Genomic DNA, 11,729 nt, shown 5'->3' on the forward strand with positions numbered 1-11,729 from the left:
GTGCCCGCCGACCTGGTCAGCGCGGCGTCTTCTCCGCCTCGAGCTGCCTGAAGGCGATATCGCGCAGCCCCGCCGCGAGTTTCGGCGACAGCCCCAGATCGTCCGCCGCCTTCTCGGTCGCGCCGAGCGAGCGCGGATCGAGCCCGGTGACCTTGCCGAAGATCATCAGCGCCTCGAGATAATAGCCGGCCGTGCTCGCGTGATACTGGTCATAGGTCCAAAGATCGGTCTTGCCGAACTCGGTCCCGTCATAGGGATTGGGATCGGCCACCCCTTCGGCAAAGGCGCGGTTCCATGCCTCGCCGATCGGGATGATCCCGTCGATCGAACGATTGGCCAGCGCAAGATTGGCGCCGGCGCGCAAATCCAGCGCCATCGCGGTGATCGGCTTGCCGAACCAATGACCCTTGGGCTGATAGGTTTCGTCGGCGCGCGACCAGGTCGAGCTGAACTCGATCCGCACCGCCGGATTGCGCTGGCGGAACATCGCCGCAAGCAGCCGGGAATAGGTCACCAGCAGCCCGGGATCGCCTGGCTTCGCCCGGTCGAGCGTGCTGAATTCCTGCAACACGACCACGTCCCATCGGCGATCGAGCAGCGCCCGCCTGGTGTCGTAGTGGAAATCCAGGCCCTTGCCGCCCTGAGTCTCCAGGCTGACGGTGTAGTTGAGCCCCGCCTCCTGCGTCATCAGCTTGAAGATCGCGGGCACGCCGCCGGTGCCGTCATTGGTGAGGTCCGTGACCGTATCGGGGCGGTAGCGGCGCACTGCCGAATGCGCTCCTTGCGTGAAGCTGTTGCCGACGAACAGGATCGTCCGGGCCGGCGGCGCCACCGTGGCGACCACCGGCGGGGGGACGGGCGCCTGCACCTGCGCGACCGCCGCCACGGGCGACAGCGCCGCGCAGGATGCCGCCAACAGCAACCCGACCTTCCCCATCTTCATCCACATCTTCCTCAAAACTTCTTGCCGATCGATACGTACCAGTAACGGCCATAGGGATTGTAGAGCGAACCGAAATAGCCATCGGCGGTGATCGGGGGCTGTTTGTCGAACAGGTTGCGCGCGCCGACGCGGATTCGCGTGTCGTTCAGGGCCCCGCCCTTGAAGCGATATTGGGCGTAGAGATTGAACGTCGTCTGGCCCTGGATCACATAGGGATTGCCCGACGCATCGAGGAAATTGGTGTCGTTGACGTCACTGACGAAGTTGGCGAAGCCACCGATCTGAACCTGGCCGAGCGTCCAGGTGAGTGACCCGGTGACGCGCCATTTCGGCTTGCCGCGCACCTCGATCAGGTCGCTGCCGTCAGTGAGCGGCGTCGCCGCGTTGATCGTGCCGGCCGAGCGCGCATCGAACAGCGTCTGCACCATCGGCGGATTCTCACGGGCATATTTGGTCAGCCGCGCCGCGTTGATGTTGAGATCGAAATCGCCGATCCCGGTATCGTTCAGGCGATAGAGCAGCGCGAGGTCGACACCCTGCACCGTCTGCGGCAGCAGGTTGGTGAACTGGTCCTTGATCTGCAGGATCGCCCCGGCCGGCGCCAGGTTCGATCCGGCGAACACCGCGGTGTCGTCCGGCGTCACCGCCGCGCGGATGACGTTGGGATTGCTCGAACCCTGGAGGCGCAGGAGATAGTCGAGCACCAGCGCGTTCTGCGCGCCGAACTGGCCGACGATGCCGACCTGGTGGATCGACCAGAAATCGGCGGTCAGGGTCAGCCGGCCGAAACGGCGCGGGATGAACTTGGGCTCGATCACCGCGCCGACCGTCCAGTTGGTGCTGTCCTCCGGCTTCAGATCCGGGTTGCCGCTGATCAGGATGGTGTAGCTGATGTTGCGCGTGCAGGTGTTGAAATTGGCGATGGCGGCTTTGCGTACGTCCGCTTCGCAGCGATAGAAATCCTGGTTGATCACGCTGCTCGAGCTGAGCCGCGAATATTGCACCGTCTTGGTCTGTTCGAGGTTCGGCGCGCGGAAGCCCTGCGACCAGGAACCGCGCAGGCGCAGGCCGTCGACCAGATCCCAGGCAGCGGCGACCTTCGGCTTCGCGACCGATCCGAAATCACTGTAATGTTCGTAACGGCCAGCCAGCTGCAGATCGAGGCGGTGGACCAGCGGGATGTTCATGTCCGGCGAGACCAGCGGCACGGCGAGTTCGCCGAAGGCCGAGGCGACGAAGCGGTCGCCCCGGGTCGACGGCGTCGGGCTGACCGCCGCGACATTGCTGATCGAGGTCTCCCCGGTCACCGCATCGACGAACTGGATCCGCCCGTCGAGGTTCGGATCGCGATCGTCGCGCTGAGTCTCCCGCCGACCCTCGATGCCCGCCGCAATGCCGACATCGCCACCCGGAAGCGCGAAGAGATGGCCGTTGGACACCTTGAAATCGCCCAGCGCCAGGGTGGTCTTGTCGTGCCGACGCAGCTTGAAGGTGATCGCGTCGATCGCTGCCTGGGGCGAGGGCGAGCAATCGCCGATGCTCGGATTGGCCGAGCAGCCGCCGCTGAACGGATTATAGGCGTCGGGCGTCGACAGCGCGAGGCTCTGCTGCAGCTTGGTCATGTTGATGGCGTCGGACTGGTCGGTCGCGATCGCCTCGGAATAGAGGAAGGCCGTGTCGAAATCGAAGCTGCCGATCTTGCCCCTCGCGCCGCCGAGGAAGCGCGACTGCGAGTTGGTCACGTCGACATATTGCGGACCGGTATCGACGAAGCGGTAGGTCGACAGGCGCACCGGCAGACCGGCGGCGGGCACGTTGGTGAGGCCCGAAATACGGTTTGGATTCACCGTACCGTTGGCGAAGACGGTCGGGCCGAACGGATTCCAGTAATTGGTCGCCGGCACCACGATCGCGTTCAGGTTGATCGTCGGCGGCTGAACCGCGTGGCTCTTCGCCTTGTAATAGCCGATCTCGGTATAGAAAGTGAAGGCATCCGAGACGTCGTAATGCGCGCTAAGAAAGCTGTTGAAGCGGCTGATGCGCGGCGAGACCGTGGTGTCCGCGGCATTGTCGAAGCGCTCGTTGCGCAAGGTCGTGCCGGTCGCACGCGTGCCGGTGCCGAGGCAGGTATCGGCGCTGATCGTGACGACGCAGCCGGGGTTGAGCGCCGACTGGGTGTGGAAGAGACCAGTCGAGCTGGTAACGGCGGTGGTACCGCGGCGGATCGTGCCCGGACCGCCGACGACGGCGAGATTTGCCCAGGGCGACTGAGTCGCGCGGCTGTCGGGATTGGCGCTGCTGGAAAAGTCGGGGTCCTGGAGAAACAGCGAACGCAGATCGTTGGTCGCCGTATAGGCTTCGTCACCCGAAAGCTGCGCGGTGCGCCGGGTATAATCGAGATAGAGCGACACATTGCCGCGTCCCCCGGCAAAGTCGGTGCCGGCGAAACCGGTGATCTGATATTCCTTGCGATGCGTGCCTTCGGCAAAGCCGAAGCGGCCGTCGATCGACACGCCCTTGTAATCGCTCTTGGTCACGGTGTTGACCACGCCGGCCACGGCATCGGCGCCGTAGATCGCGGCCGCGCCGTCGCGCAGCACTTCGAGCCGCTCGATGCCGGCGACCGGCAGCGAGTTGGAGTTGAAGCCCAGCACGGGGACATTGCCCTCGCCCGCCTGGCTGACCGGATGCGAGACGAGGCGGCGGCCGTTGAGCAGCACCAGCGTGTTGCCGACGCCGAGGTTGCGCAGGTTGATCGAATTGACGTCGCCGCGCGCCGCGTTGCTGGTCTGTGGGTTGTTCGAGGGGTTGAAAGTGACGTCACCCATTTGCGGGATGGCGCGGATCAGGTCGTCGCCGGTCAGCGCGCCGGTCGCGTCGATCTGCTTCGAATCGAGCACGGTGACGGGGAGCGCGGCGGTGACGCTCGACCCCTTGATCTGCGACCCGACGACGACGATGTCCTTCACCTCGGCCGCATCCTCCTCCGTCGGCGCGAGCGAGCCGCTATCCTGCGAGGCGGGCGCGGCCGGCGCTTCCTGCGCCCAGGCGCCGGCGGTCACGAGCGCGGCAAAGGCGGTTCCGGCAAGCAGCGCCGCCGATCGGATTGCAAGGTTCATCTTCTCTCTCCCCATTCGTCATTCTGCCAGCGCCGTTGCGACGTCCGGTGCGATCACTGATTCAAGCGGTAGTGGTTGGCCGGCCATCGCCGCGTCGAGACGGGTGCGATCGAGCGCGCCTTCCCAGCGCGCGACCACCACGGTCGCGACGGCGTTGCCGATGAAATTGGTCAGGCTGCGGCATTCCGACATGAAGCGGTCGACGCCGAGGATCAGCGCCATGCCGGCGACGGGCACGTCGGGCACGATCGACAAGGTCGATGCGAGCGTGATGAAGCCGGCACCGGTAACCCCGGCCGCGCCCTTCGAACTCAGCATCGCCACCAGCAACAGGCTGATCTGCTGCCACAGCGACAGGTCGACATTGCAGGCCTGGGCGATGAACAGCGCCGCCAGGGTCATATAGATATTGGTGCCATCGAGATTGAACGAATAGCCGGTCGGCACGACCAGCCCGACGACGGTCTTGTCGCAGCCGGCCGCTTCCATCTTGCCGATCAGGCTGGGCAAAGCCGCTTCGGACGAGGAGGTGCCGAGCACCAGCAGTAGCTCGGCGCGCAGATAGACGATCAGCCGGACGATCGAGAAGCCATGCGCCCGCGCGACCGCGCCCAGGATCACCAGCACGAAGAACAAGGACGTGAAATAGAAGGTCGCGACCAGCGCGCCGAGATTGACCAGCGATCCCACGCCATATTTGCCGATGGTAAAGGCCATCGCCCCGAACGCGCCGATCGGCGCCGCCCGCATCAATATGCCGACCAGCTTGAACACGATCAGCGCCAGCCGCTCGACCAGGTCCAGGACAGGCTCGGCGGGCTTGCCGACCAGCGACATGGCGATGCCGAACAGGATCGCGACGAACAGCGTCTGCAGGATCGAGCCATCGGTCAGCGCCGAGACCATCGTCGTCGGGATGATCGACAACAGGAAACCGGTGATCGTGGTCTCGTGCGCCTTATGCGAATAGGTGGCGACCGCGCCCTGATCGAGCGTGGCGGGATCGACGTTCATGCCGGCGCCCGGCTGCACGACATTGGCGACGATCAGGCCGAGGATCAGCGCCAGCGTCGAGAAGGCAAGGAAATAGCCGAACGCCTTGGCCGCGACCCGGCCGACCGACGACAATTGCCGGACGCTGGCGATGCCGCTGACCACCGACAGGAAGATCACCGGCGCGATGACCATCTTGACCAGGTTGATGAAGCCGTCGCCGACGGGTTTCATCGCTGCGCCCCAGACCGGCCAGAAGTGGCCGAGCGTCACGCCCAGAATGATGGCGACCAATACCTGCGCATAAAGGTGCCGCCAAAGCGGGACGCGCGCACGGGGTTGGTCGGTGGCAGTGGCGACGGTGATCGTCATTCAGTCCCTCTCGGCGCGCGAAACCGCGCTGTCGGCCACTTTCTGGTGAGCGGCTGGGTGTGAAACTACGACGCCAGAACGCCGCTTGGGAGAGTTTCGAAATGGGAGGACATATGATTGAGAAATATAGATTATTTAGATGAGCATGGCCTGCTGGTCGATTTAAACTGTGCGCATTTCCGCACATGACAGCGGAGATTTGTGTGGTATGTCGCTCATAATGGCCGACCGACCAAATGCTATCAGACTTCGGCTCGTCGCGGCAGCATTGCTCCTGATCGCCGTCGGCGCCGTGCTGCTCTGGGCCGGAGCGCGCTGGGCCAATGCCCAGGCGGAGTCGGCCGCCGATGCCGCAACCAGCCAGACCGCGCGGAGCCATGCCGGGTTGCTCGCCAGCGAGCTGCAGAAATTCCGGCTGCTGCCGCTGGTGCTGGTCGAATATCCCGATGTCGCGACGGCGCTGGAGACTCATGCGCCGGCAGCGGTCGAGCGGCTCAATCGCACGCTCGAACTGCTCGCCAGCCGTACCGACGCCGCCGCGATCTACGCCATCGACGCGGGCGGCCTGACCGTCGCGGCGAGCAACTGGCGGTTGCCGACCAGCTTTGTCGGCCAGAATTACAGCTTCCGCCCCTATTTTCGGGGAGCCATGGCGCGCGGCGCCTCGGAACTGTTCGCGCTCGGCACGATCAGCGGGCGGCCGGGCCTGTTCCTCGCCCGGCGGCTCGAAGTCGGCGGGCGCGCAGTGGGGGTCGTGGTGGTCAAGGTCGAGTTCGACCGGCTCGAAGCGACCTGGGCGCGCACGCCGGGACCGAGCTTCGTCACCGATGCGCACGGCGTGATCCTGATCACCAGCGTGCCCGGCTGGCGTTTCCGCGCCACGCATCCGCTCGATGCCGCGACGCTGGCGCAGGCGCGCTCGACCTTGCAGTTCGGCAGCGGGCCGCCCCAGGCCGCGCCGATCACCCTGTCGGGCGCGGCGGCAACAGCCACGCTTAGCGGCACCGAAGCGCGATATCGTGCCGGCTCCTTTCCGGTGCCGCTGGCGGGGTCGCAGCTGGTCCATCTCGAACCGCTTGCCGCCCCGCTCGCCGCCGCGACGACGCGGGTACGGCTCTGGGGCCTCGGTATCCTGGTCGTCCTCGGCGCGGTCGCCGGGCTGGCGTGGCGTGCGCGCGAGAAACGGCAGCTCCAACGCGAGGCGCAGGCGGCGCTGGAACAGGAAGTCGTGCGGCGCACCGCCGAGCTGAGCGAGACCAACCGCCAGCTCACCATCGAATCCCGCGAGCGTGTCGAGGCCGAGCGCCGCTTCCGCGCCGCACGCGAGGAGCTGGCCCAGGCCAACCGGCTCGGCTCGCTTGGGCAGATCACGGCGGGCGTCGCGCATGAGATCAACCAGCCGGTCGCCGCGATCCGCACCTTTGCCGAGAATGCCGGCATTTTCCTCGACCGCGACCAGATCGATCCGGTGCGCGGCAACCTCGCCCAGATCATCGATCTGACCGCGCGGATCGGATCGATCACCGCCGAGCTGCGCAACTTCGCCCGGCGTCGTACCCCGGCGCGCGGGGCCATCGCGCTGGGCTCCGTGATCGACGGCGCGCTGCTGATCCTCGGCGAACGCGCGCGCGAAGTAGTAACGGCCGACTTGCCGCCGGCGATGCGCGACACCCACGTCGCCGGTGATCGGGTCCGGCTCGAGCAGATCCTGGTCAATCTGCTGCAGAACGCGCTCGACGCGGTCGACGGCGTGGCCGCGCCCCGCATCCTGATCGGCGCGACCGCCTCGGGCGGCGATGTCACCGTGACGGTCGGCGATAATGGCCAGGGCGTCGACCCGACCATCGCCGATCAGCTCTTTGCGCCCTTCGTGTCCGCCAAGCCGGAAGGGCTCGGCCTCGGCCTCGCCATCGCGCGCGACATCGCCCGCGAATTCGGCGGCGAGCTGGAGATCGGCAGCTCCGCGCTCGACGGGGCGGCCTTCATCCTCAGGCTGAAGCGCGCCTGATGCTGTTCCCGACCGAGCAGAGCATCTTCTTCGTCGAGGACGACGCGCCGCTGCGCCAGGCCACGATCCAGACGCTCGAGCTGGCCGGCCTGAGCGTGCGCCCCTTTGCCAGCGCGACCGAGGCACTGCCCGAGATCCGGCCCGACTTTGCGGGCGCAATCATCTCCGACATCCGCATGCCGGGGATCGACGGACTGCAGTTGCTCGAGCGCGTCCGCGCGATCGACCCTGACATCCCCGTGATCCTGATCACCGGCCATGCCGATGTGGCCATGGCGGTTGGGGCGCTGCGCGACGGCGCGTTCGATTTCCTGACCAAGCCCTTTGCCACCGATCACCTCGTTGCGGCCGCCAACAAGGCGCTGGAGAAGAGGTTGCTGGTACTCGACAATCGCCGGCTGCGCGCGGCGGCCGAAGTCGACGAGGGGGGCCCGCTGATCGGCGACAGCGCGGCGATGGTGCAGCTGCGCAGCACGATCCGGCAGCTCGCGCTCGCCGATATCGACGTGCTGGTGGAGGGGGAAACCGGGACGGGCAAGGAACTTGCTGCGCTGTTGCTGCACCGGATGGGCACGCGCAGAAGCCGGCCGTTCATCGCGGTCAATTGCGGCGCGCTGCCCGAGGCGCTCGCCGAGGTCGGGCTGTTCGGCCATGCGGCGGACAGCGTGCCGCACACCAGGCTCGCCCGGGTCGGTCAGATCGAGGCATCGAGCGGCGGCACCCTGCTGCTCGACGAGATCGACAGCATGGCGCTTCCGCTGCAGTCCCGGCTGCTGCGGGTGCTCGAGGAGCGCGAGGTCCATCCCATCGGCGATACTCGACCGCGGAGCGTCGATCTGCGCGTCATCGCGACGACCAAGACCGACCTTGCCGATGCGGCGATGCACGGGCGGTTCCGGCCGGATCTTTATTACCGGCTGAACCTCGTCCGGCTGCGCGTGCCGCCGCTGCGCGAACGCCCCGAGGATATTGCGAGCCTGTTCGCGCGCTTCGTCGAAGAGGCGAAGCAGCAGGCCGGCGTTACTGAATTCCTGCTAACCGACGCCATGCGCCGTCATCTGCGGTCACATGACTGGCCGGGCAATGTCCGGGAGTTGCGCAACTTCGCGTTCGGCGCGGTCCTTGGCCTGGCCGAACCAGCCGCGGCGGTGCCGGCCGGTCCCCGGCCGAGCCTGCCGTCGCGAGTCAATCAGTTCGAGGCACAGGCAATCGAGGAGGCACTGCGGGCGACGGGGGGCAGTGTGGCGGCGGCGCTCCCGCTGCTCGGGATTCCGCGGAAAACCTTTTACGACAAGGTCGCGCGGCTGGGCATTCGCGTGGAGGATTTCCGGACGCGCGGTGGAGCCGGCAAGGGCTGACCCAGGAGCTTTTACGTCGAGAAGGAGCATCGGCGGTTGTGCGTTGGAGACGCAAAAAAGCCCGCGAGGCGCGTGCCTGCGGGCTGTGTTGTCCGTTGGTTGCGGGGACAGGATTTGAACCTGTGACCTTCAGGTTATGAGCCTGACGAGCTACCGGGCTGCTCCACCCCGCGCCAAGGTTCGCACCCGCTGGTTGGCGGGTGGATGACTGTGAATGGGTTCCTTGGAAGGACTGTTTTTCGTGGATTGTTTCACCGGCTTCAATGCCTGGCGACGACCTACTCTTCCATTGCTTGAGCAATAGTACCATCGGCGCAGTCAGGTTTCACGGCCGAGTTCGGGATGGGATCGGGTGGGGCACTGACGCTATAGCCACCAAGCAATGAGGCCGGTGAGACAGCTCGCGGTCAGTTTCCTGACCGCGGGCAGATCCTCCAAAGAGGATCTATCTCGAAAAACGGTTCTTTAAAATCGATGCACGCTTTAGCCTGAATTCAGGTGTAGTTGTTTATTAGGCGTTGCTGTCAATCATCCGACGATCGCGGACAGTGCTGGATCTGAACCCAGGATTGTCGTTGATGGTGGGACTCTCAAGCGCAAATAGAGCAATTAGTATCGGTTAGCTCCATGCGTTACCGCACTTCTACATCCGATCTATCAACGTCGTGGTCTCCGACGGCTCTATGAAATCTTATCTCGAGGGAGGCTTCCCGCTTAGATGCTTTCAGCGGTTATCCCGTCCATACATAGCTACCCTGCTGCGCTTCTGGCGAAACGACAGGTACACCAGAGGTATGTTCAACCCGGTCCTCTCGTACTAGGGTCAACTCCTCTCAAATTTCGACGCCCACGGCAGATAGGGACCAAACTGTCTCGCGACGTTCTGAACCCAGCTCACGTACCACTTTAATTGGCGAACAGCCAAACCCTTGGGACCTGCTCCAGCCCCAGGATGTGATGAGCCGACATCGAGGTGCCAAACAACCCCGTCGATATGAGCTCTTGGGGGTTATCAGCCTGTTATCCCCGGCGTACCTTTTATCCGTTGAGCGATGGCCCTTCCACGAGGGACCACCGGATCACTATGACCGACTTTCGTCTCTGCTCGACTTGTCAGTCTCGCAGTCAGGCTGGCTTATGCCATTGCACTCTAACAGACGGTTTCCAACCGTCCTGAGCCAACCTTCGCGCGCCTCCGTTACTCTTTAGGAGGCGACCGCCCCAGTCAAACTACCCGCCACAGAGGGTCCCTGATCCAGTTTCATGGATCGAGGTTAGACATCAGAAAACAACAGGGTGGTATTTCACCTATGGCTCCACGACAGCTGGCGCCGTCGCTTCAAAGCCTCCCACCTATGCTACACAGTTCTTTCCTAATGCCACTCTGAAGCTGCAGTAAAGGTGCACGGGGTCTTTCCGTCTAACCGCGGGTACTCCGCATCTTCACGGAGAATTCAATTTCGCTGAGCATGTCCTGGAGACAGTGGGGAAGTCGTTACGCCATTCGTGCAGGTCGGAACTTACCCGACAAGGAATTTCGCTACCTTAGGACCGTTATAGTTACGGCCGCCGTTTACCTGGGCTTCATTTCGCAGCTTGCACCACTCCACTTAACCTTCAGGCACCGGGCAGGCGTCAGGCCCTATACGTCGTCTTGAAGCCGACTTAGCAGAGCCCTGTGTTTTTGCTAAACAGTCGCTACCCCCTGGCCTGTGCCCCCTCAAAGTGCTTGCGCATAGTGAGGGCCTCCTTCTTCCGAAGGTACGGAGGCAATTTGCCGAGTTCCTTCAGGACACTTCTCTCAAGCGCCTTGGTATACTCTACCTGACCACCTGTGTCGGTTTCGGGTACGGTCTATACGGTGGGGCTATTTCCTGGAACCTCTTCGAAGCCCGCCCAATCCAATAAGGGCGAACAACTCACGAGATCCGTCACACACCACCAGGCCCACGAATATTAACGTGGTTCCCATCGACTACCCCCTTCGGGCTCGTCTTAGGGGCCGGCTCACCCTGCGCGGATTAGCCTTGCGCAGGAACCCTTGGTCTTTCGGCGAGAGGGCATCTCACCCTCTTTATCGCTACTCATGTCTGCATTCGCACTTCCGATACCTCCAGGATCCATTACCAGATCCCTTCACTGGCGTACGGAACGCTCCGCTACCGCGTGCATTGCTGCACACCCTAAGCTTCGGTGCGTGTCTTGAGCCCCGTTACATCTTCGCCGCAAAACCTCTTATTTAGACCAGTGAGCTGTTACGCTTTCTTTAAAGGATGGCTGCTTCTAAGCCAACCTCCTGGTTGTTTTGGAAGTTTCACATGCTTTCCCACTTAGACACGACTTGGGGACCTTAGCTGTAGGTCAGGGCTGTTTCCCTTTTGACGACGGACCTTAGCACCCGCCGTCTGTCTCCCGGATATCACTCGCAGGTATTCGGAGTTTGGTTAGGTTTGGTAGATCTCGCGACCCCCTAGCCCATCCAGTGCTCTACCCCCTGCGGTGTCCATCCGAGGCACTACCTAAATAGTTTTCGCGGAGAACCAGCTATTTCCCGGCTTGATTGGCCTTTCACCCCTAAACACAACTCATCCGGTAACTTTTCAACGTTAATCGGTTCGGACCTCCAGTGCGTGTTACCGCACCTTCATCCTGGTCATGCCTAGATCGCCGGGTTTCGGGTCTAATACATCAAACTTAGTCGCCCTATTCAGACTCGCTTTCGCTGCGCCTACACCTAACGGCTTAAGCTTGCTTGATACATTAAGTCACAGACCCATTATACAAAAGGTACGCAGTCAGGCCACATGAGCCCTCCTACTGCTTGTAGGCAATCCGTTTCAGGTACTGTTTCACTCCCCTCATCGGGGTGCTTTTCACCTTTCCCTCACGGTACTAGTTCACTATCGGTCGCATACGAGTATTTAGGCTTAGAGGGT

5 protein-coding genes, 1 tRNA gene and 2 rRNA genes (1 of these 8 only partly in view) are annotated in these 11,729 nt (G+C 63.5%); 2 read left to right on the forward strand and 6 right to left on the reverse strand.

Going from position 1 to position 11,729, the window contains the following annotated elements:
- Nucleotides 1-16: 16 nt before the first annotated feature.
- Genes ACZ1I2_RS23960 through ACZ1I2_RS23970 form a run of 3 tightly spaced genes read right to left on the reverse strand, consistent with a single transcriptional unit; the run spans nucleotide 17 to nucleotide 5,427 of the window.
- A complete protein-coding gene (locus ACZ1I2_RS23960) occupies nucleotides 17-943 on the reverse strand; it encodes a PEP-CTERM sorting domain-containing protein (RefSeq protein WP_465175567.1) in 927 nt (308 codons plus the stop codon).
- An 11-nt stretch (nucleotides 944-954) separates the two neighbouring features.
- Nucleotides 955-4,062 carry a TonB-dependent receptor domain-containing protein gene (locus ACZ1I2_RS23965; RefSeq protein WP_465175566.1) on the reverse strand — a complete coding sequence of 1,036 codons (3,108 nt, stop codon included), beginning with the start codon at nucleotides 4,060-4,062 and terminating at the stop codon, nucleotides 955-957.
- Between the two features lie 18 nt (nucleotides 4,063-4,080).
- Nucleotides 4,081-5,427 (reverse strand): dicarboxylate/amino acid:cation symporter, encoded by a 1,347-nt coding sequence (locus ACZ1I2_RS23970; RefSeq protein WP_465171702.1) that lies wholly within the window; start codon nucleotides 5,425-5,427, stop codon nucleotides 4,081-4,083.
- 220 nt (nucleotides 5,428-5,647) lie between these two features.
- Between ACZ1I2_RS23970 and ACZ1I2_RS23975 the strand changes: the two genes are divergently transcribed.
- Both ACZ1I2_RS23975 and ACZ1I2_RS23980 read left to right on the forward strand, forming a co-directional pair.
- Nucleotides 5,648-7,435 carry a sensor histidine kinase gene (locus ACZ1I2_RS23975; RefSeq protein WP_465171701.1) on the forward strand — a complete coding sequence of 596 codons (1,788 nt, stop codon included), beginning with the start codon at nucleotides 5,648-5,650 and terminating at the stop codon, nucleotides 7,433-7,435.
- Complete coding sequence (locus ACZ1I2_RS23980; RefSeq protein ID WP_465171700.1) at nucleotides 7,435-8,793, forward strand: sigma-54-dependent transcriptional regulator; 1,359 nt, start codon at nucleotides 7,435-7,437, stop codon at nucleotides 8,791-8,793. The genes ACZ1I2_RS23975 and ACZ1I2_RS23980 overlap by 1 nt, the downstream gene beginning before the upstream one ends.
- Before the next feature lie 96 nt (nucleotides 8,794-8,889).
- On the opposite strand, the gene ACZ1I2_RS23985 is transcribed toward ACZ1I2_RS23980, so the two are convergent.
- The 3 genes from ACZ1I2_RS23985 to ACZ1I2_RS23995 form a co-directional block, all read right to left on the reverse strand.
- A tRNA-Met gene (locus tag ACZ1I2_RS23985) sits at nucleotides 8,890-8,966 on the reverse strand.
- A gap of 92 nt (nucleotides 8,967-9,058) precedes the next feature.
- Nucleotides 9,059-9,173: ribosomal RNA gene (gene rrf / locus ACZ1I2_RS23990) — 5S ribosomal RNA — on the reverse strand.
- Between the two features lie 209 nt (nucleotides 9,174-9,382).
- A 23S ribosomal RNA gene (locus tag ACZ1I2_RS23995) occupies nucleotides 9,383-11,729 on the reverse strand; it runs 449 nt beyond the window's last position.

The sequence above is a fragment of the Sphingomonas sp. BL-S-29 genome, from assembly GCF_055521495.1.

Excerpts from the sequence above, each read along its gene's own strand:
- ACZ1I2_RS23960 (WP_465175567.1), bottom strand. The coding sequence starts at position 943 with ATGAAGATGGGGAAGGTCGGGTTGCTGTTGGCGGCATCCTGCGCGGCG.
- ACZ1I2_RS23965 (WP_465175566.1), bottom strand. The coding sequence starts at position 4,062 with ATGAACCTTGCAATCCGATCGGCGGCGCTGCTTGCCGGAACCGCCTTT.
- ACZ1I2_RS23970 (WP_465171702.1), bottom strand. The coding sequence starts at position 5,427 with ATGACGATCACCGTCGCCACTGCCACCGACCAACCCCGTGCGCGCGTC.
- ACZ1I2_RS23975 (WP_465171701.1), top strand. The coding sequence starts at position 5,648 with ATGGCCGACCGACCAAATGCTATCAGACTTCGGCTCGTCGCGGCAGCA.
- ACZ1I2_RS23980 (WP_465171700.1), top strand. The coding sequence starts at position 7,435 with ATGCTGTTCCCGACCGAGCAGAGCATCTTCTTCGTCGAGGACGACGCG.